The sequence below is a fragment of the Blastomonas sp. SL216 genome, assembly GCA_026625625.1.
In the GTDB taxonomy this organism is placed as follows: Bacteria; Pseudomonadota; Alphaproteobacteria; order Sphingomonadales; family Sphingomonadaceae; genus Blastomonas.
The window spans coordinates 831,804-852,642 of record CP113055.1; the positions used below are offsets into that span (position 1 = coordinate 831,804).

The following is a 20,839-nucleotide window of genomic DNA, read 5'->3' on the forward strand; positions in this document are numbered from 1 at the left end:
CGCAGACAGCCGGTAGAAGCCGTCCAGATTGTGCATGGTGAATAGCCCGGAAACTTTGACAATGTCCTAACAGGCTGATCTGTCAGGCCGTTGTTGCGCCGGCGGATTCCCGATGGCGCTTGCATCCGTGCCGATATTGGGCATTAAGCCCGGCAAAAGTTAACAACACCCCAGCAGGCGCGACGACTTGGCCGAAAATGCGATGAATGCCGGTTCGACCGCGAAATCCCGTCAGGGTCTGGGGCAGGGCATGCTGTTTGCGCTGGCCGGTTTCGCGCTGCTGTCGTGCGGCGACGGGCTGATCAAGTCGGCCGCAGGGCAGTGGCCGGGCATGGCGGTGGCGGCGCTGCGCTTCACGCTGGGCGCGATCGGGCTGGGGCTGGTGCTGCTGGTGCGCGAAGGCCCCAAGGGCTTCCGGTTTCCGCGCCCCAGGGTGCAGCTCGCGCGGGGCTTTTTCCTCGCTGGCGCTACGGTCACCTTTTTCTCCAGCATCTTCCTGATGCCACTCGCGACCGCCACCTCGATCCAGTTCATGGCCCCGCTGCTGACCGCAGTCATTTCCTCGATCCTGTACAAGGAGAAGCTCAGCGCAGGGCGCTGGGTGGCGACATTGATCGCCTTTGTCGGGGTGATGATCGTGCTGCGGCCGAGCTTTGCCGATCTCGGCTGGGCGGCCCTGTTGCCGCTCGCGGCTGCGTTCGGGATGAGCGGGCTGATGATGAGCAACGCGCGCGCTGCCGGATCGGGCAGCGTTCTGCTGATGCAGTTCCTGGTCGCTGCGCTCGCAGCGCCGCTGCTGATCCTCTACGCGACGCTGGGCCATCTCTCGGGCGTGCCGTCGCTGCAGATCGGCTGGCCGAGTGCCTATGTGGTGTTCGTCTGCGCCACCGTCGCGGTCTCGGCCAGTTTCAGCCATATGTTCGTCTATCTTGCCACCGCGCGCAGCTCCGCTGCCACGGTTGCGCCGATGGTCTATGTGCAGATCATCGTGGCGATTGCGATTGGCGTTGTCTTCTACCGCGATTATCCTGACCTGGTCGCGCTGGCGGGGACCGGCGTGATCATCGCCAGCGGCATCTACCTGCTGCGCGATGGCCGCAAATAGGGAAGGGCGATCATGGCGCTGACGGGATGGATTATCGGTATGGCGATGCAGATGGCCAGCCTGCCTGCGGCTCCGCAGCTGCCGTGCTGGATCGAGGGGCGCTGGGTGTCCGAAGAGACCGAGGGGCGCTGGACCGAGGAAAACTGGACCGGCTGCCGCGCCGAAACGATGCTGGGGACGGGTCGTGGCGGGCGCGGCGATGCGGTCACCAGCTATGAGTTCATGCGGATTGCGCGCAACGAAAATGGCGACCTGATGTTCTACGGCGCGCCGTTCGGCAACCCTGCAGCCGCGTTCCGTGCGGTCAAGGCGGGACCGAAAGAGATCGTCTTCGTCAATCCCAACCACGAATATCCGCAGCGCATCCGCTACTGGATGGAAGGCGACATGCTGCTCGCCGAGGCGAGCATGCGCGATGGCAGCAAGCCCCAGGCCTGGCGGTACAAAAGGGTGACGTTGAAATAGGCGGGGCAGCCGGCTGCCGACCGGGCATGGCTGACCGGCGAAGGCTTAGCCCGAAACGCGCTCGGCCAGTATGGTGAGGCCCTTTTCGTTGACCTCGGCAAAGCCGCCCTCGATGGCGATGGTTTCCGGCTGCGCGCCTTCGCTCTTGTAGATCGACACAAGGCCGTCACGGACGGTCGACATCAGCGGCGCATGGCCTTCGAGCACGCCAAACTCGCCCTCTGCGCCGGGCACGACGACCATGTGGACCGCTTCAGAGCGAACCAGCTTTTCGGGGGTTACGAGTTCAAAATGCAGTGCCATTTCGATTGTCCTTCAAGCCCTCTCCCCTTGAGGGGAGAGGGTTGGGAGAGGGGAATACGCCATCCCCTCTCAACTTCAGCTAGCGAGCAGTCTCGCATGCCTTCGTATCTCTCCCCCGTGCGGGAGAGAGCATTGTCAGTTTAAGCAGCTTCAGCCAGCGACTTGGCCTTTTCCACGGCTTCGTCGATGCCGCCGACCATGTAGAAGGCTGCTTCGGGCAGGTGGTCATATTCGCCATCGACCACGGCCTTGAAGCTCTTCACGGTGTCTTCGAGCGAGACGAACTTGCCCGAGATGCCGGTGAACACTTCCGCAACGTGGAAGGGCTGCGACAGGAACTTCTGGATCTTGCGCGCACGCGCAACGGTGAGCTTGTCCTCTTCCGAAAGCTCGTCCATGCCCAGAATGGCGATGATGTCCTGCAGCGACTTGTACTTCTGCAGCGTCGACTGGACCGCACGGGCGGTTTCGTAGTGCTCCACGCCGACAACGCGGGGTTCCAGAACGCGGCTGGTCGAATCGAGCGGGTCAACCGCCGGATAGATGCCGAGTTCGGAGATCGCGCGGTTGAGCACGGTCGTCGCGTCAAGGTGAGCAAACGAGGTGGCAGGCGCAGGGTCGGTCAAGTCATCTGCGGGAACGTAGATGGCCTGCACCGAGGTGATCGAGCCCTTGTTGGTCGAGGTGATGCGTTCCTGCAGCTGGCCCATGTCGGTCGACAGGGTCGGCTGATAGCCCACGGCCGAAGGAATACGGCCGAGCAGAGCCGACACTTCCGAACCCGCCTGGGTGAAGCGGAAGATGTTGTCGACGAAGAACAGCACGTCCTGGCCTTCCTGGTCACGGAAATATTCCGCGATGGTCAGGCCCGACAGCGCGACGCGGGCGCGGGCGCCCGGGGGCTCGTTCATCTGGCCGTACACCAGAGCCACCTTGGAGCCTTCGCTGATCGCTTCGCCAGCTTCGTTCTTGGCGATAACGCCGGCGTCGAGGAATTCGTGATACAGGTCGTTACCCTCGCGGGTACGCTCACCCACGCCAGCGAACACCGAGGTACCGCCATGGCCCTTGGCGATGTTATTGATCAGTTCCTGGATGAGCACGGTCTTGCCTACGCCGGCGCCGCCGAACAGGCCGATCTTGCCGCCCTTGGCATAGGGAGCCAGCAGGTCGATGACCTTGATGCCGGTGACCAGAATTTCCGATTCGGTCGACTGATCGACGAATTCCGGAGCCTTGGCGTGGATAGGTGCCGATGCCTTGGCGTTGATCGGGCCACGCTCGTCGATCGGCTCGCCGACGACGTTCATGATGCGGCCCAGCGTTTCGGGGCCGACGGGCATGCGGATCTGCGCACCGGTGTCGGTGACGTTCTGGCCGCGGACCAGGCCGTCGGTGCCGTCCATGGCGATGGTGCGAACGGTGTTTTCACCCAGGTGCTGGGCGACTTCGAGCACCAGACGCTGGCCGTTGTTCACGGTTTCAAGCGCGTTCAGAATGGCGGGGATTTCGCCGTCAAAGGTCACGTCGACGACCGCGCCGATAACCTGGCTGATCTTGCCGATATTGTTGGTGGTTGCCATGAGCTGTTTCCTGCTTTCGGACGGTTAAAGGGCTTCGGCGCCCGAGATGATTTCAACGAGTTCGGTGGTGATCGCGGCCTGGCGGCTGCGGTTATATTCGATGGTGAGCCGGTTGATCAGATCGCCCGCGTTGCGCGTGGCGTTGTCCATCGCGGTCATCGATGCACCCTGTTCGGACGCTGCATTTTCCAGCAGCGCACCGAAAATCTGTGTCGTGACGTTGCGCGGCAGCAGCTCGGCAAGGATTTCTTCCTCATCGGGCTCATATTCCACCGCAGCATCGCTGGTCACAGCGCCGCCTGCCGGAATGGCGACAGGGATGATCTGACGGCCAACCGGTTCCTGCAGCAGTGCCGAACGGAACTTGGAATAGAACAGGTGGGCGACGTCGAATTCGCCCTTTTCGTACATCGCGATCAGCTCTGCCGAAATCGCCTGCGCTTCGGCAAAGCCCTGGTTCTTCAGCGCGGTGGTGTCGAAATAGCGCACGATCTGCTTGGGATATTCGCGGATGATCATGCCGCGGCCCTTGCGGCCGACGAGATAGAACAGCACGGTCTTGCCCGCTGCTTCCAGCTCGCGCGCCTTCAGCTTGGCGGCCTTGACGATGTTCGAGTTGAACGCGCCGCACAGGCCGCGATCCGACGACGTCACGATCAGCAGATGGACCTGGTCCTTGCCGGTACCGGCCAGCAGCTTCGGACTGGAATCGCTGATCGCGATCTTCGATCCCAGCGATGCCATCACGCGCTCAAGCCGCTCGGAATACGGGCGCGCAGCTTCTGCCGCGGCCTGCGCCTTGCGCAGCTTGGCGGATGCCACCATCTGCTTGGCCTTGGTGATCTTCTGGGTCGACTTGACCGAGGCGATCCGGCCCTTGAGTTCTTTCAGACTGGCCATGGTGTCCTAACTTCAAACCCTGTTCGGTCTCCCCCGTTCAACCGAGGGGCCATTTTCTGCCGTGTCAGCCCGCGCATCTGGCGGGCGATAGCCCCCTGCTTGCGCAGGGGACCAGCAGTTTACGCAAACGTCTTGGCAAATGCGTCCAGCGCAGCCTTCAGGCTGGCCTTGGCATCGTCACCCAGATCCTTGGTGTCGCGGATCGTGGTGAGCAGATCAGCATGATCGGTGCGCAGGAAGCTGAGCATCGCCGCTTCATATTCGTTCACCCGGTTCACCGGCAGTGCATCGAGATAACCGTTGGTGCCGGCGAAGATCGAGGCAGTCTGCTCTTCGAACGGCAGCGGGCTGAACTGCGGCTGCTTGAGCAGCTCGGTCAGGCGCTGGCCGCGGTTGAGCAGCTTCTGGGTCGATGCGTCGAGGTCCGAACCAAACTGCGCAAAGGCCGCCATTTCGCGGTACTGCGCCAGCTCAAGCTTGATCGAGCCCGAAACCTTCTTCATCGCCTTGGTCTGCGCCGCAGAACCCACGCGCGACACCGACAGACCGACGTTAATGGCCGGACGGATGCCCTGGTAGAACAAGTTGGTTTCGAGGAAGATCTGGCCGTCGGTGATCGAGATCACGTTGGTCGGAATATAGGCCGACACGTCGCCAGCCTGGGTTTCGATGATCGGCAGCGCGGTCAGCGAGCCCGAACCATTGTCCGAGTTCATCTTCGCGGCGCGTTCCAGCAGACGCGAGTGGAGATAGAACACGTCGCCGGGATAGGCTTCACGGCCCGGAGGACGACGCAGCAGCAGCGACATCTGACGATAGGCAACGGCCTGCTTCGACAGATCGTCATACACGATCAGGGCGTGCATGCCGTTGTCGCGGAAGAATTCGCCCATGGTGCAGCCGGTATACGGTGCCAGGAACTGCAGCGGAGCGGGCTCCGAAGCGGTGGCGGCGACGACGATGGTATATTCCATCGCGCCCGATTCCTCGAGCTGACGCACGATCTGCGCAACGGTCGAACGCTTCTGGCCGATGGCGACATAGATGCAGTACAGCTTCTTGCCCTCATCGTCGCCGGCATTGGCGCCCTTTTGGTTGATGAAGGTGTCGATGGCGACAGCGGTCTTGCCGGTCTGACGGTCACCGATGATCAGCTCGCGCTGGCCACGGCCGACGGGAACGAGTGCGTCGATCGCCTTGAGGCCGGTCTGCACGGGCTCGTGCACCGAGGTACGCGGGATGATGCCCGGCGCCTTGGTTTCGACGCGCATGCGCTTGTCTGCAACGATCGGGCCCTTGCCGTCGATCGGGTTGCCCAGACCGTCGACCACGCGGCCCAGCAGGCCCTTGCCGACGGGGACGTCCACGATGGTGCCGGTGCGCTTGACGACGTCACCTTCCTTGATCTCGGCGTCCGAGCCGAAGATCACGACGCCGACATTGTCGGCTTCGAGGTTCAGGGCCATGCCCTGCACGCCGTTGGAGAACTCGACCATTTCACCGGCCTGGACATTGTCCAGTCCGTGGATGCGCGCGATGCCGTCGCCGACGCTCAGCACGCTGCCCACTTCGGATACTTGCGCATCCGTGCCAAAATTGGCGATCTGATCCTTGATAACCTTGGAGATTTCTGCGGCACGAATGTCCATGAGAATGTTAGCCTTTCATCGCTTGGCTGAGCGTGTTGAGACGGGTCTTGATGCTGGAGTCGATCATCTGGCTGCCCATGCGGACAATCAGGCCGCCCAGGATGGACGGATCGACTTTCGCGGTGATCTTGATGCTGTGACCGGCACGGTCCTTCAGCTGCTTGCGGATTTCATCGAGCTGCGCTTCGGACAGCGGGAAGGCCGAGGTCACTTCGGCGGTCACTTCGCCGCGATGCGCCGCAACCAGCTGGTCGAACGCAGCGAGGATCTGCGAGAGCTGGCCAAGGCGACGATTGGTCGCCAGCACGCCCAGTAGATTGCCGGTCATCTTGTCGAGCTTCAGCGTGTCGCCAAGCGCAGCGACGATCTTTTCGGCAGCGGCGCGGCTGATCGTCTGGCTCTTGGTGAGCGTGGCGAAATCTTCCGACTCATTCAGCGCAGCGCGCAGCGTCGCAACGCTCGCTTCCACTTCGGCAAGCTGCTTGTCGTCACGCGCCAGCGAAAAAAGGGCAGAGGCGTAACGCCCTGCCAGACTGGCCTGTATCCCGCCGGAAATGTCCACGCGAATGCTTTCCCTTGCCATTATGATAATGCAGCAGGCGGATGCGGAAAGGCGCTGCCCTCCCTCACCTGTCGGCGCGGCGGTTAGCACTCATATTGCTGCATTGCAAGACAGGCGGCAAACATCGTTGCCAGGCCCGGTTGCCCCATAAAATCCGGGGATTTCTTTCGTCATCCTAAACGGAACGTTTACCAAATTTTCGCATCACCAAGGCATTGCTCGAGGGAAACAGTCCATCTTGGGCCAAGCATGGAATCGCCTTGCCGATGCAAAAAATCAAACATTTGCGCTCCGAATGGCTCAAGGGGTTTGCGGGCATGGGCGTCGATGCCAAGGTTCGCTTCAGCCTGACTGCCATGCTGGGCATGCTGGCGGCGCTGGCTTTTGCCGCCATCGCGGTGGTGGGTGTGACCCAATACATGACCCATCACCTGGTGACCGATCGCATCCAGCCAGTCATGCACATGCAATCCTTGGTGGATGGCTATCGCGAAAGCATGCGTCTGGCGACGAAAGTCCGTTGGGGCCTGGCCAGGGGCGAAGAGGCGCTTGCCGAACTGGACGGACGCGAGCGCGCCATCAGGGAAGACTGGGCGAGAATAGAGAACGGTGCCTTTGGTCAGGAATTTCCCGCAAGGATGGCTCAGTTGAACCAGGCCAAGGTTCCGGCGGATCAGGCGATCAAGGAACTGCGCGGACAGATCAAGGCTTTCATCAAGCAGGGGAGGCGGGTCGACCCCCCGATAGTCCTGCATCGCAAGATAGACCCGCTGCTGGCGCAGAGCCAGACTGCGGTTACAGAAATGCGCGGTTTGGCTCGCAAAACACTGATCCGCATGAATATTGTTCATATCGCAGGGTTGATCTTCTGTTCCCTGTTGATGCTGGCGGCTGGCTTTTTTGTGCGTTGGTGCATCGGCTATGCGTCGCGCGATTTCCTGGTTCCGCTGATGGCCCTGGCAAAATATGCCCTGCCTGAGCGGCGGGACAGCGTTCATGCCCATGATCTTGGCTTGCGGCGGCGCGACGAGATCGGCGCGATTGCCCGCGCGATCCACCGTTCGCATGGCAAGGCGGAGCGGGCCCTCAAGGCGGAGCAGGAGCGGCGCAAGGCGGAGCTGGAACTGCAACGCGAGCAGCTGCAATGGCAGGAGGAACGCCATCGCCGGGCGGAGACGATCGACGAACTTTTCGCCAGCTACGAGGCCAAGCTGTCGCTGCTGTCGGAGCAATTGACCAAGGCGGCCATCGGCATGCGCGAAGGCGCGCAGGACATGCAGCGCAACGCCGCACAGCACCAGATGTTCAGCCAGAATTTCGCCGACAGGGCGATCCGCGCAGCAGAATCGATGAAGGTGATCGACCGCCACGGACGCCGCCTGCAGGACACCGGCGGCGGTGTGCGCGAACTCGTCGCCGACAGCTCGCGCAACATTTACGATGCCCATCACGCCAGCCGGCTCAGCCGCGAGACCGCCGATCATCTGCACGAGGTAGCTGGCGAGATTTCAGGCATCCTGGCGATGATCACGCATATCGCCAAGCAGACCAATTTGCTGGCGCTCAACGCGACGATCGAGGCAGCCAGGGCAGGCGAGGCTGGCCGTGGATTTGCGGTTGTGGCGCAGGAGGTCAAGAATCTTGCCAGCCAGACGCAGGCCGCCGCAGCCTCGGTCGAACAGCGACTGGGCAGCATCGCCTCGATGACCCAGCAGGTGTCGCAGACGGTGATCTCGGTCGACGGGCATGTCGACATGATCCGGCACAATGCCGATCGGATCGACGAGGCCGTGTCCGAACAGCATGACGCGAGCCGCGATATCCTGGATGCCCTGCGATCGCTGATGACCAACAGCCAGCAGGTGATGGGCCAGGTCGCCGAGCTGACCGACAAGTCGAATCACGCGCATGTCTCCGCCGAAGCGTTGAGCCAGACGGCGGAGGACGTCGCGCGCCAGTCGCAGGAACTGCGCCAGCAGATGCAGCAGCTTGCGAAGGCCGTCCGCGCCGCCTGACGCTGCCTTTTCGGTTTTGAGCGCATGATCCGGGACGCCTGCGGAGCAGCCGCCGCTTAAGCTCGCGAACATCACCACCTTCCTGGAGATGTTCGATGACCTATCGCATTGCCGGCCTCGATGCCGATGCCTTTCAGCACCTGTTCGATCTGACCGATGCGGCATTGGCGGACCACGATGCCATCCGCGTGACGGCCACGCATGCACCCGGCTTTCCCTGCCGAATCTCGCTTCGTGATGCGCAAGTGGGCGAGCCGCTGGTCCTGGTCCACCATGTCAGCCATGATGTCGCCACCCCCTATCGCAGCGCCTATGCGATCTATGTCAGCAAGGCAGCCCAAGCCGAAGAGTTTCACGATGCCATCCCGCCGGTCATGCAGCACCGACCGCTTGGTCTGCGCGGTTTCGATGCAGCTGGCATGCTGCGCGGGGCACGGCTGGCGGCGGCGGGCGACGCGGATGCCGCCATCCGCGATCTGTTCGCCGACGCGGCCATAGCCTATATCCACGCGCATAATGCAGCGCATGGCTGCTTTGTCGCCAAGGTGGAACGGTCATGATCACGGAGCAAGCGCCAGACGAGGAGACGGCTTGGGCGGCTGTTCTGCGCCGCGACCGTGCGTTTGATGGCCATTTCGTGACCGGCGTGCTCAGCACGGGCATCTATTGCCGCCCATCCTGCGCAGCGCGGCATCCGGCCCGGGCGAATGTGCGCTTCTTTGCCGATGGATCGGCGGCGAAGGCGGCGGGGCTGCGCGCTTGCAAGCGCTGCCTGCCCGATGACGTGGCGCGCGACGAGAAGGCGGTGCTGGCGGCGATCCAGGCCATCCGGGCGAGTGAAGAGCCGCTCGCGCTGGCGGCGCTGGCGGCGGAATGCGGCTATTCGCCTGCACACTTCCAACGTGTGTTCACCCGCCATACCGGGCTTTCGCCTGCCGCCTATGCCCGCGCATTGCGGACCGAAAGGGCGCGCGATGCACTTTCGGACAGCGACCGCGTCGTCGATGCCATTTATCAGGCGGGGTTCAGCGCGCCCTCGCGGTTCTATGACGGAATGAAAGGACGGATGGGCATGCAAGCCTCGGCATGGAAGAAGGGCGGGCAGGGGGTGGTGATCCACTGGACGCAGAGCGAGACGTCGCTTGGCCGCATGCTCGTCGCCTGGACTGAACTCGGGGTCTGCCGCCTGTCGTTCGAGGAAGGCGCAGAGGCGCTGGCCATGCGCTTTCCCGCCGCGCAGTTGCAGGCCGCAGGTGAAGAGGCCGCGCAATTCGTCGCCGCCATCGTGGCCGAGGTGGAGAGCCCGCGCACCGGCGCGGACATTCCCGTCGATGTCCGGGGGACCGCTTTCCAGGAGGCAGTGTGGAAGGCGCTGTCCGAAATCCCGCCGGGCGAGACTCGCAGCTATGCGCAGATCGCTGCCAGTATCGGCAACCCGGCTGCGGTTCGCGCCGTGGGCTCTGCCTGCGGGGCCAATCCCGTCGCAGTGCTGATCCCGTGCCACCGCGCCTTGCGCACCGATGGCACGCTGGGCGGCTATGCCTATGGCTTGCCGATCAAGGTCGAACTGCTCAAGCGCGAGGCCGATTGACCGGACGTTCGCCCTATTCGGCGGGCTTGGCAGCCTTGGCGGTGCAGCTATAGGTCAGCACCTCATTGGGCTGGGCGGGCAGAGCCAGACGCAGCGCCTTCTGCATATCCTCCAGCTCCGCCATCCGGTCGGGCTCGGTCGTGCAGCTCTGGCTGGTATAGCGTGCGCGGATCTTGCGCGCGCTATCCATGGCGGTGAGACCAAGCTGGAAATTCTCGGTGCGGAACTCGCGCGTGTCCGGGTTGAACTGGTTGATCGCCACCAGCTGATCCTCGTTGCGCACGAACACGCGGGTCCAGCCATCGGCATCCTGGCCATATTGCGTGCGTCCGTTGACGCAGCCGCTGGCGGTCCAGGCAATCTCGACCGGCTCGGGGCTCGAGGCGCTGATCTTGCTGCGCTCGGGAACGATACGGCACATATAGGTACCATCGCTGCCGCCAGCGAGCGCGTCCTTGCCGCCCAGTTCCTTCTTGACCGCCGCCAGCGCCATTTCCTCGGCGCGATCGAAGCCGGGCCGCAGCACGAAACCGAGCACCGCGGTGACCGCCAGCACAGCGGTGATCCCGCCTGCGATCTTGCGCCGCTGCATGTCTTCGCGCTCATGCAGCGTCCAGGTGGCCGCGCCCGCGACTCCTGCCAGCACCAGCATCAATGCGGCAAAGAACAGGTGATTTTCGCGCGCACTGATCACCGCGTGTTCGGCATCACGCAGCGCCCGCTCTTCCAGATCGCGCCGCTCGGCCTTTTCGGCCTGCTGGCGCTCGCGCGCATCTTCGGCTGCCTGGGCAGAGCGCGCGCGTTCCTCGGCGGACAGCTCTGCTACCGACCGACAGGGAGAATCGGCGAGCTGATAATCGACCTTGGCCGACCGCAGGAAGCCGAACAGCTCGCGGTTTGAGACGGCAAAGCCATATTCGGCATCATTGCCATCGGATAGCGACCCGAAGCTGTTGACGCCCGCCACGCGCCCGCACAGATCGACCAGCGGACCGCCGCTATTGCCCTTGGCGAGCGCGGCGGTGTGCAGGATCGTATCGAAATCGCGCGTGGTGCGGCCCCCGGAAATCACGCCCGGTGTCTTGACCGGCGCCATGGGGGCCACGGTTTCGCGCGCGTCCAGGCCTTGCGCGCGGTCAACGGCGGCGGGATAGCCGATCGCCATCACCGATGCGCCATCGTCGAGCGGGGTCGAGAGCAGCGCCAGGCTGGGCAGGCGGCCCTTTTCCATCTGGATCAGCGCCAGATCGTTGCGCGGAGAAATGGCCACCAGCCTGCCGCCATAGGTGGTCGTGCCTTCGGACGGGATGATGCCGATGCGGATGCTGGCATCCTCGCGCAGGGGGGCGACGAGATGCGCATTGGTGATGATCTTGTCGGGCGCGACGGCAAAGCCGCTGCCATGGCCGACATAGAAGGTTTCGCCATCCTCTTCCGCCACCAGCACCACGCGCACGACCGACCGGCTGGCGGCCTGGATATCGGCGGGATCTGCGGTGAGAGGCGCTGCCATCAGCGCGGCGCAGGCGGTGATCAGCAGGGCGATAAGGCGCATGGGGTTCATGGGCCCCATCTCATAGCGTGGCCATCACACAAAGCTATAGGGATCGACATCCACCGCGACGCGCACCCCCGGTGCCCAGCGCATCGGCTGAAGCCATTCGCGGATGATGCGCTGCATCTCGACATTGCGCCGGGCATGGACCAGCAGGCGGAAGCGATGGCGCCCGCGCAGCAGCGAAAGCGGCGCAGGGGCAGGGCCGTAAACGGCAAAGCCATCGAGTTCCGGAGCGATGGCACCGGCCTGACGCGCTGCCTCCTGCGCTTCTGCCTGATCCTCGGACGAGATGATGATCGCGGCCAGACGGCCGAACGGCGGCACATTGGCGTCGCGCCGCGCCTGGGTTTCGGCGGCGTAAAAGGCCTCGCGGTCACCCTGGACGAGCGCATCGATCACCGGCGCATCGGGGTGGCGGGTCTGGATGAAGACTTCGCCCGGCTTGGCGGCACGGCCTGCGCGCCCTGCCACCTGCGCGATTTGTTGGAACGTGCGCTCGCCAGCGCGGAGGTCGCCGCCCTCGAGCCCGATATCGGCATCGATCACGCCCACCAGCGTCAGATCGGGAAAATGATAGCCCTTGGTGACAAGCTGCGTGCCGATGATGACATCGATCGCGCGCGCCTCGACCGCTGCGACGAATTCGGCTGCCTTGTCGGGCGACCAGATCGTGTCCGATGTCACGATGGCGCGGCGCGCCTGGGGCATCAGCGCTGCGACTTCATCGGCGATCCGCTCGACGCCGGGGCCGCAGGCGACCAGGCAATCGGTCTCGCCGCATTCGGGACAGGCGCTGGGCGAGGGTTCGGCATGGCCGCAATGGTGGCAGGCAAGACGGCCCGTCAGCCGATGGTCGACCATCCATGCGCTGCAGTTCGGGCATTTGAAGCGATGCCCGCAATTGCGGCACAAGGTCAGCGGGGCGTAGCCGCGCCGGTTGAGGAAGAGCAAAGTCTGCTCACCCCTCGCCAGCCGCTCCTGCATCGCCTCGAGCAGCGGCGGCGCGATCCACTGGCCGCGCGGGGGCGGGTCCTGGGTAAGGTCGATCAGGCTGATGCGCGGTAGTTGCGCCCCGCCATAGCGGTGCGTGAGGGTGAGCGGTTCGTAGCGACCTGCTTCGGCCATCACCCGGCTTTCGAGCGCGGGCGTGGCGCTCGACAGCACGACCGGGCAGCCTTCGAAGCGTCCGCGCATCACCGCAACGTCGCGCGCATTGTAGCGCACGCCGTCCTCCTGCTTGAAGCTGGTCTCGTGCGCCTCGTCGACGATGATGACGCCAAGGTCCGCATAAGGCAGGAACAGTGCCGAGCGTGCGCCGACGATGATCTTTGCATCCCCGCCGATGATCGCATTCCACGCCCGCCGCCGCTCGGTCTGCTTCAGGCCCGAATGCCAGGGGACGGGTGCAGCGCCGAAGCGTGCCTCGATGCGGGTGAGGAAGGGCTGGGTCAGCGCGATCTCGGGGAGCAGCAGCAGTGTTTGCCGCCCATGGCGCAGCGCCTCGGCCACCGCCTCGAAATAGACTTCGGTCTTGCCCGATCCGGTCACGCCATCGAGCAGGAACGGCACCGGCTCTGCCTGCCGCACCGCCTGAGCCAACCGGTCCGCTGCCTCGCGCTGTTCGTCGTTCAGCGCCGGGGTGATGTAATCGGGGTCGGGGCGGGGCCAGGGGCGGTCGGTCGGCACTTCGACCGCTTCGAATGCGCCCGACTGGACCAGCGAACGGATCACCCCTTCGGACACGCCGGCCATGGCCGCGAGTTCGCGCACCGTGGCCTGTGCATCGCCCAGCGTGTCGTACACGACCTGACGCTGCGGCGTCATGCGGGCAGGGGCTTCCCCGGTCAGCCGATATTCGGTGATCGAGCGGCCCGGCCCTAGCAGCGAGCCGCTGGGCAGCGCCATGCGGGCCACGGCCGCCGGGCTGGCGAGATAATAATCCGCCGTCCATTCGATGAGGCGGCGCAAGGCTGCCGAAAGCGGCGGCATGTCGTAACGGGCGACCACCGGACGCAGCCTGCTCGCCTCGATCTCTTCTGCGCCAAAGCTGCCCGAATCCCAGACGATCCCGTCAATCCGGCGCGGGCCCAGCGGCACCTGCACGACGCTGCCTGTGGGCAGGTCCATGCCCTGCGGCACGCTGTAATCGAACGGGCCAACGGCAGAATTGAACAGAAGGACACGGACGCGGGTCATGGTGCCATCCCACATAGGGAGTGCAGGGCGGCGCGTATAGGCGTGCGTTACTTCACCCAGCCAAGGCCGATGGTCTCGTAAATCTCGCGGTCTTCGTCCCAGCCTTCCTGCACCTTGACGTGGAGGAAGAGATGGACGTTGACGCCCAGCACGCGGGCGAGCTCCGCGCGCGCCTTTTCTCCGATTTCCCGGATGCGCGCACCGCCCTTGCCCAGAACTATCGCGCGCTGGGTGTCGCGCGCGACCAGGATCTGCTGGTGGATCTCGATCGATCCGTCCTTGCGCGTGAGGTACTTTTCCGGAACCACCGCGCTGGCATAAGGCAGCTCGGCATGCAGCTGGTTGAACAGCTGCTCGCGGGTGATTTCGGTGGCGAGCAGACGCTCGCTGGCATCGGAAACCTGATCTTCGGGGAAATGCCACTGGCCTTCGGGCATGGCGGCGGCGAGCCAGGCCTTGAGCTCCTCGATTCCGTCGCCGGTCAGCGCGCTGATGAAGAACACCTCGTCAAAGCCCCCCGCCGCGTGCAGGTGCTGGGCCTGGACGAGCAGCTTGTCCTTGGCGGCGATATCGACCTTGTTGAGCACCAGGATCTTGCGTTCGGGCCGCATCGCGACCTGTTCGACCAGACGTTCGAGCCGTTCGGAACGCTTGGCCTTGGCATCGACGACGAGCGCGATCACATCGGCCCCGTCCGATCCTTCCCAGGCGGCGTTGACCATCGCACGGTCGAAGCGGCGATCGGGATCGAAAATGCCCGGCGTATCAACCAGCATGATCTGCGCCGGACCAGCGAGCGCAATCCCCAGCAGCCGCGTCCGCGTGGTCTGCGCCTTGGGGCTGGTGATCGCCACCTTCTGCCCGACCAGCTGATTGACCAGCGTCGATTTGCCCGCATTGGGCGCGCCCAGCACGGCGACAAGGCCGCAGCGGGTGGGGTTGGTGTCTTCGCTCATCGTCCATGCTCCGCCAGAAACTGCTTTGCGGCCAGAGTTTCGGCCTCCTGCTTGCTGGTGCCGGTCGCCTCGGCGATGCCCAGCCCCTTGATCTCTACCTGCACCGTGAAGCGCAAATCATGGTCCGGCCCCGATTTGCGCAGCAGCGTGTAGACGGGCGTCTTGCGATTGCGCGCAGCGGCCCATTCCTGCAGCTCGGACTTGGGGTGACGCGGCGCTTCGCTGATCGCGTCGATCCGGTCCGACCAGTGCCGCTCGATAAAGCTGCGTGCCGCATCGATGCCCCCATCGATATACAATGCCCCTATCAGGGCCTCGACGACATCGCCCAATATGTTGGTGCTGCCCGCCCCGCCATCGTCGCGCGCCTGCTTGCCCAGCCGGATCAGCGGGCCGAGGTTGCTCGCCCGCGCGATTTGCGCGCAGCTTTCACGCGATACCAGCCGGTTGAGAAACGCCGACATCTGGCCTTCGGCGGCCTTGGGAAAGCGGGTGTACAGCAGGTCAGCCATCACCATGCCCAGCACCCGGTCGCCCAGAAACTCGAGCCGCTGATAATCGGGCGTGATGCCGGTGCTGCCATGAGTCATCGCCTGGATGAACAGAGCAGGTTGGCGCGGCTGGTAATCGGTGATGGGCAGCAGCGCCGAAAGGTCTACCTCTGCGCTCAAAACCCTTCCCCGATCCGGTCCCAGCGCGCGGCGGTGAACCAGGTCCAGGGCAGGAACCAGCTGGCAGAACCATCGGTCGAGAACACCGTCACCAGCGCGCGGCCGACCAGATATTTCTGCGGAACGATGCCGATGCCTTGCCCTTCGACTGCGGGGAACCGGCTGTCGAGGCTGTTGTCGCGATTGTCGCCCATCAGGAACATATGGCCTTGCGGCACGATGATCGCTTCGGTCGTATCGCGCGGTGCATCGATCAGGTCGAGCACGTTATAGCTCTTGCCATTGGGCAGCGTCTCGCGAAAGCGCGGATAGCTGCACACCGCCGTACCATCGGGCTGGGGCAGTTCGAAACTGCGGTCATAGCAGCGCGTGTTGGGCGAGACCGGAATGACGAAATCGGCGATCCGCTTCTTCTCGATCGGCTTGCCGTTCAGCCAGACCACGCCATCGCGCATCTGGATGGTGTCGCCGGGCAGGCCGATGACGCGCTTGATATAGTCGGCACTGGCGCCCGGGGGCGCCTTGAACACCACGACATCGCCGCGCTCGGGCTGGCTAGCAAAGACACGTCCGGGGATCAGCGGCAGGTTGAACGGCAGGCTGTAGCGCGAATAGCCATAGGACCATTTCGACACGAGCAGATAATCGCCCACGACCAGCCGCGGCTGCATCGATTCCGACGGAATGTTGAACGGCGAGACGATGAAGCTGCGCAGAATGAAGAAGAAGATCGCGAGCTTCACCAGAAACTGCAGAAAGTCCGCCGTTTCCGACTTGGGTTTGGGCGATGTGGCGGCGGCTTCGGTCATCTGCCTCCTTTGCTGACCGCGCTTTGCGGCGTCAAGCCCCATCAAGCGCCGGGAAAGCCTCTCGCCAAGCCCTTGCCGGGCCGCTAAACCCGGCCCCGCGCTATCAGCCTGAAAGGTTATCCATGTCCGTCAATGCCGAAACGATTTGGCAATCGATTGCAGAATTGCCCCGTCCGACACTGTCCACGTTGTTCGAAAACGATCTCGCGCGGGTCGATGGCCTGTCGCACCGTGTGCCGCTGGCGGGTACCGATATCCTGTTCGATTTCTCCAAGACCCACCTGGATTCGGCGCTGATCGGCCAGTTCGAGCAACTCGCCGCCGCGATGCATCTGGCGGGCATGCGCGATCAGTTCCTGTCGGGCGCCAAGATCAACACCAGCGAGGACCGGGCGTCCGAGCATCCCGCCGAGCGCGGCTATGGTGCCACGGATTCGGTCGAGAATGCGGCGCGGCTGCACGAGCGGATGGCAGCGCTGGTCGATGCCATCGACCAGGGTGTGTTCGGCGAGATCAAGCATGTGCTGCATATCGGCATCGGCGGATCGGCGCTGGGGCCCAAGCTGATCATCGATGCGCTGTGCCGCGACAGCGACCGTTATGACGTTGCCGTCGTCGCCAATGTCGATGGCGAAGCACTGTCCGAGGCGGTCGACCGCTTCGATCCCGCCAAGACGCTGGTGGCGATCGCATCCAAGACCTTCACCACCACCGAGACGCTGATGAATGCCGAAAGCGCGATCGACTGGTTGCGCGCCGGTGGGGTCGAAGACCCCTATGGCCAGCTTGTCGCGCTGACCGCAGCGCCCGAAAAGGCGGCCGAGTTCGGCATCGACGAGACCCGCATCCTGCCGTTTTCCGAAACGGTGGGTGGGCGCTATTCGGTCTGGTCTAGCATCGGCTTCCCGGTGGCGATGGCGCTGGGCAATCATGGTTTTGCCGAATTCCGCGCAGGCGCGCTCGCCATGGACCGGCATTTCGCCACCGCGCCGCTCGCGGCCAACATGCCGGTGCTCGCCGCCTTTGCCGACCTGTATTATGCGCAGATCCGCCAGTGCCAGACCCGCGCCGTCTTCGCCTATGACGAGCGGATGCGCCTGCTCCCCGATTATCTGCAGCAGCTCGAAATGGAGAGCAACGGCAAGGGCGTGCGCCGCGATGGCTCGCCGCTGGGCCGGGCGAGTGCGCCGATCACCTGGGGCGGGGTCGGCACCGACGCCCAGCACGCGGTGTTCCAGCTGCTCCACCAGGGCACGCATCTGGTCCCGGTCGAGTTCATTGCGTCGCGCCTCAGCGCGCACGAGTTCGACGAGGCGCATCACCGCGCACTGCTGACCAACTGCTTTGCGCAAGGCGCAGCGCTGATGCAGGGCAAGGCCAGCGACGATCCGCAGCGCAGCTATCCCGGCGACCGGCCTTCGATGACCATCCTGCTCGACAATGTCGATCCGCAGAGCCTGGGCGCGCTGATCGCCTTTTACGAACACCGCACCTTTGCCAACGCCATGCTGCTGGGCATCAATCCTTTTGACCAGTTCGGTGTTGAACTGGGCAAGGAAATCGCCAAATCCATGGGCAACCGCCAATCCGGCGATTTCGACCCTTCCACCGCTGCGCTGATCGAGGCGGCGGGCCTGTAAGGGGCACGATATTCAAAGTTCCCGGGAGTTTGATTGATGAGTGATTATGATTACGACCTGTTCGTCATCGGAGCAGGATCGGGCGGGGTGCGCGCATCGCGCATCGCTTCGTCCTATGGCGCGAAGGTCGCGGTGGCCGAGGAATATCGCGTCGGCGGCACCTGCGTCATCCGCGGCTGCGTGCCCAAGAAGCTGCTGGTCTATGGATCGCACTTCGCCGAGGACCTTGAAGATGCGCAGAATTACGGCTGGGAGATCGAGGGCACCAAGTTCAGCTGGCAGGTGCTGCGCGACCGCGTGCTGGGCGATGTCGACCGGTTGAATGCCGCGTACAAATCGACGCTCAACAATCATAACGTCACGATCATCGAGGAACGCGCGACGATCATCGCGCCGCACCGGGTGAAGCTGGCAAGCGGGCAGGAAATCAGCGCCAAGTATATCCTGGTAGCGGTCGGTGCTCGGCCCTATGTGCCCGAATTCCCCGGCTCAGAGCATTGCCTGACGTCGAACGAGATGTTCCATCTCGATGCCTTGCCGCGCCGTGCGGTTATCGCAGGCGGTGGCTATATCGCCAACGAGTTCGCCGGCATCCTCAACGGGCTGGGCACCCGCGTCACCGTGGTCAATCGCGGCGACACCATCCTGCGCGGTTATGATGAATCGTTGCGCGACCGGCTGCTGCAGATTTCGATGACCAAGGGCATCGAGTTCAAGTTCAAGGCGCCGTTCGAGAAGATCGAGAAGCGCGAGGACGGCACGCTCGACGTGTTCCTCAAGGGCCAGGACCCGATCAACACCGATATCGTGATGGTCGCGACCGGTCGCGTGCCCAATGTCGAAGGGCTGGGGCTCGAGCATGCCGGCATCACCACCGACGATCAGGGCGCGATCCCGGTCGACGAATACAGCAAGACCGTGTGCGACAGCATCTATGCGGTGGGCGACGTCACCAACCGGGTGCAGCTGACCCCGGTGGCGATCCGCGAAGGCCAAGCGTTCGCCGACACGGTGTTCGGCGGCACGCCCAGGACGGTGGACTATAACTGCATTCCCACCGCCGTGTTCTCGCAGCCGCCGATCGCCTCGGTGGGCCTCACCGAGGGCGAGGCGCGCAATCGCTATGGCAATATCCGCGTCTATTCGGCGGATTTCCGCCCGATGCGCAATGTCTTCGCGCACCGCGCCGAACGTGGCCTCTACAAGATGATCACCGAAGAGCCCTCGGGCAAGATCCTGGGGCTGCACATGATCGGCCCGGATTCGCCCGAGATCCTTCAGGCCGCAGCGATTGCGGTCAAGGCGGGGCTGACCAAGCAGGCGTTCGACGATACCGTTGCCCTGCACCCCAGCATGGCCGAAGAGCTTGTGCTGATGAAGTAAGCGCCGTTGCGCTTTTGATCGTTACCCGATCCGGTACGGCACCATGCCGCGCCGGTCGGGGTCGATCACCAGCGGTCGGTCGGTGGGCGGAAAGGCGCGCTGATCACAATTGTCGCGCGGGCAGGTGCGGCAGCTGATGCCGATCGGCGTCACTGCGCCTGCCGCCGCCGTGTCCAGCCCGTCGGCGTAGATGAAGTGCCGGGCATGCTCTACCTCGCATCCCAAGGCCACGGCATAGCGGCGCGGCTTGCGGCCATAGCTGCCCGAGGGCTTGACCAGTCCCTTGGCCATCGAGACATAACGCACGCCATCGGGCGTCTCGGCGAGCTGCACCAGGATACGGTCGGGGATCGCGGCGGCCTCGTGCACCACCCATAAGGGGCATGCACCGCCGAAGCGGGCGAATTGCAGCCGCGTCGCGCTGTGCCGCTTGGTGATGTTACCCGCCATGTCGACCCGGCAGAAGAACACCGGCAGGCCGCGCGCGCCGGGGCGTTGCAGCGTCGAGAGCCGGTGGCATGCCTGTTCGAAGCTGACCCCGAAGCGATGAGTCAGCTGGTCGATATCGTGCCGGCATGCCATCGCTGCCTCGCGAAAGCGCGCATAGGGCATCACCAATGCACCGGCGGCATAGTTGGCCAGGCCCACCGAGACAAGCTTCTGCGCCTGCTCGCTCTTCAGCTTGGCGTTGGCGGCGAGGATGGCGATGGCAAAGCGCATTTCCAGCGCCATCAGCCGGTGGGCGAGCATGAAATAGCGCGATTCGGGGGCAACGCCATCGGCCAGGTACAGGGTGCGGGTGGCTGCGTCGAACTGGCTGAGCGGCGCGTTGGGATCACCCGCACGCAGCGGCTTGACGCTGATGCCGTGGTCGCGCTGCAGCCGCGCGGCGAGGCCGTCGGGGTTCAGGTCTTCGCCCAGCTCGCCGGCAATCTCTTCGGCGGTCCGATCGAGCTGGTCGATATAATTGCCCGCCTCGTGGAACCAGTCGCGCACCTCTTCCCAGGGCAGGCGGGCATTGTGCTGGCCGGTGGCGGCGAGGCTGTCGTCGAGCATCGCCGAACGCTCCTGCGCCTGGCGATAGCCCTGGTAGAGGTTGGTGATGATGTGCGACAGCTCGGGATGGCTGTCGCGCAGCCGCGCAAAGCGCACCGGGTCCACCTCGATCCCGGCGAGCACCGGATCGTCGAGCAGCGTCTGCCAGTTGAGCGAAGGCCCGCCCTCGGGGGCGTCCTCCAGCTCGAAGGCGAAATGGCGTGACAGTGCGGTCAGCACCTGCGGCGTGATCGGCCGCTCGTCATTCTCGATCTGGCTGAGATAAGAGGTTGAAATGCCCAAAGCCTCGGCCATCGCGGCCTGGTTGAGACCCGAGTGGCGGCGGACGGCGCGGACGCGCTGGCCCGCATAAAGGCGTTTGCGGCGTGACATGGTCCTTGCGGACTAGTTTGCAAAC

18 protein-coding genes are annotated in these 20,839 nt (G+C 64.1%); 7 read left to right on the forward strand and 11 right to left on the reverse strand.

The genetic code is table 11. The features are described 5' to 3' along the window. Window positions 1-187 precede the first annotated feature (187 nt). Together OU999_03925 and OU999_03930 are read left to right on the forward strand one after the other, a co-directional pair. Window positions 188-1,105 carry a DMT family transporter gene (locus OU999_03925; protein WAC24351.1) on the forward strand — a complete coding sequence of 306 codons (918 nt, stop codon included), beginning with the start codon at window positions 188-190 and terminating at the stop codon, window positions 1,103-1,105. A gap of 12 nt (window positions 1,106-1,117) precedes the next feature. Further along, window positions 1,118-1,570, forward strand: coding sequence for a DUF6265 family protein (locus OU999_03930; protein ID WAC24352.1), 453 nt, complete (start codon window positions 1,118-1,120; stop codon window positions 1,568-1,570). A gap of 45 nt (window positions 1,571-1,615) precedes the next feature. Here the strand turns inward: OU999_03930 and OU999_03935 are convergent, their stop codons facing one another. From OU999_03935 to OU999_03955, 5 genes are all read right to left on the reverse strand, one after another. Beyond that, entirely contained in the window at window positions 1,616-1,873 is a 258-nt protein-coding gene (locus OU999_03935) for an ATP synthase F1 subunit epsilon (GenBank protein ID WAC24353.1), read from the reverse strand. A gap of 140 nt (window positions 1,874-2,013) precedes the next feature. Further along, a complete protein-coding gene (gene atpD / locus OU999_03940) occupies window positions 2,014-3,456 on the reverse strand; it encodes a F0F1 ATP synthase subunit beta (GenBank protein ID WAC24354.1) in 1,443 nt (480 codons plus the stop codon). Window positions 3,457-3,480: 24 nt separating this feature from the next. Next, window positions 3,481-4,356, reverse strand: coding sequence for a F0F1 ATP synthase subunit gamma (locus OU999_03945; GenBank protein ID WAC24355.1), 876 nt, complete (start codon window positions 4,354-4,356; stop codon window positions 3,481-3,483). Window positions 4,357-4,475: 119 nt separating this feature from the next. Further along, window positions 4,476-6,005, reverse strand: coding sequence for a F0F1 ATP synthase subunit alpha (gene atpA, locus OU999_03950; protein WAC24356.1), 1,530 nt, complete (start codon window positions 6,003-6,005; stop codon window positions 4,476-4,478). A gap of 7 nt (window positions 6,006-6,012) precedes the next feature. Continuing rightward, window positions 6,013-6,567 carry a F0F1 ATP synthase subunit delta gene (locus tag OU999_03955; protein ID WAC24357.1) on the reverse strand — a complete coding sequence of 185 codons (555 nt, stop codon included), beginning with the start codon at window positions 6,565-6,567 and terminating at the stop codon, window positions 6,013-6,015. Between the two features lie 215 nt (window positions 6,568-6,782). On the opposite strand from OU999_03955, the gene OU999_03960 reads away from it, so the two are divergent. The 3 genes from OU999_03960 to ada all read left to right on the forward strand — a co-directional run bounded on the left by OU999_03960 (window position 6,783) and on the right by ada (window position 10,173). Next, complete coding sequence (locus tag OU999_03960; protein WAC24358.1) at window positions 6,783-8,582, forward strand: methyl-accepting chemotaxis protein; 1,800 nt, start codon at window positions 6,783-6,785, stop codon at window positions 8,580-8,582. Window positions 8,583-8,677: 95 nt separating this feature from the next. After that, entirely contained in the window at window positions 8,678-9,142 is a 465-nt protein-coding gene (locus OU999_03965; protein WAC24359.1) for a DUF1203 domain-containing protein, read from the forward strand. Next, window positions 9,139-10,173, forward strand: a complete 1,035-nt coding sequence (gene ada, locus OU999_03970; protein ID WAC24360.1) for a bifunctional DNA-binding transcriptional regulator/O6-methylguanine-DNA methyltransferase Ada — start codon at window positions 9,139-9,141, stop codon at window positions 10,171-10,173. Before OU999_03965 ends, ada begins: the two co-directional genes overlap by 4 nt. 13 nt (window positions 10,174-10,186) lie before the next feature. Here the strand turns inward: ada and OU999_03975 are convergent, their stop codons facing one another. Genes OU999_03975 through lepB form a run of 5 tightly spaced genes read right to left on the reverse strand, consistent with a single transcriptional unit; the run spans window position 10,187 to window position 16,363 of the window. Beyond that, a complete protein-coding gene (locus OU999_03975) occupies window positions 10,187-11,737 on the reverse strand; it encodes a serine protease (protein WAC24361.1) in 1,551 nt (516 codons plus the stop codon). A gap of 24 nt (window positions 11,738-11,761) precedes the next feature. Next, a complete protein-coding gene (locus OU999_03980) occupies window positions 11,762-13,927 on the reverse strand; it encodes a primosomal protein N' (GenBank protein ID WAC24362.1) in 2,166 nt (721 codons plus the stop codon). Between the two features lie 47 nt (window positions 13,928-13,974). After that, window positions 13,975-14,883 carry a GTPase Era gene (gene era / locus OU999_03985; GenBank protein WAC24363.1) on the reverse strand — a complete coding sequence of 303 codons (909 nt, stop codon included), beginning with the start codon at window positions 14,881-14,883 and terminating at the stop codon, window positions 13,975-13,977. Next, on the reverse strand, window positions 14,880-15,554 hold the full coding sequence (rnc, locus tag OU999_03990; GenBank protein WAC24364.1) for a ribonuclease III: 675 nt from the start codon (window positions 15,552-15,554) through the stop codon (window positions 14,880-14,882). Before rnc ends, era begins: the two co-directional genes overlap by 4 nt. After that, the gene (lepB, locus tag OU999_03995) at window positions 15,551-16,363 is read right to left on the reverse strand and encodes a signal peptidase I (protein WAC24365.1); all 813 of its coding nucleotides are present in this window, start codon (window positions 16,361-16,363) and stop codon (window positions 15,551-15,553) included. The genes rnc and lepB overlap by 4 nt, the downstream gene beginning before the upstream one ends. 122 nt (window positions 16,364-16,485) lie before the next feature. On the opposite strand from lepB, the gene pgi reads away from it, so the two are divergent. Then, the gene (pgi, locus tag OU999_04000) at window positions 16,486-18,003 is read left to right on the forward strand and encodes a glucose-6-phosphate isomerase (GenBank protein WAC24366.1); all 1,518 of its coding nucleotides are present in this window, start codon (window positions 16,486-16,488) and stop codon (window positions 18,001-18,003) included. Between the two features lie 36 nt (window positions 18,004-18,039). Then, on the forward strand, window positions 18,040-19,386 hold the full coding sequence (gene gor / locus OU999_04005) for a glutathione-disulfide reductase (GenBank protein WAC24367.1): 1,347 nt from the start codon (window positions 18,040-18,042) through the stop codon (window positions 19,384-19,386). Between the two features lie 21 nt (window positions 19,387-19,407). Here gor and OU999_04010 read toward each other — a convergent pair whose 3' ends face one another. Then, the gene (locus tag OU999_04010; protein ID WAC24368.1) at window positions 19,408-20,814 is read right to left on the reverse strand and encodes a short-chain fatty acyl-CoA regulator family protein; all 1,407 of its coding nucleotides are present in this window, start codon (window positions 20,812-20,814) and stop codon (window positions 19,408-19,410) included. Window positions 20,815-20,839: the final 25 nt, after the last annotated feature.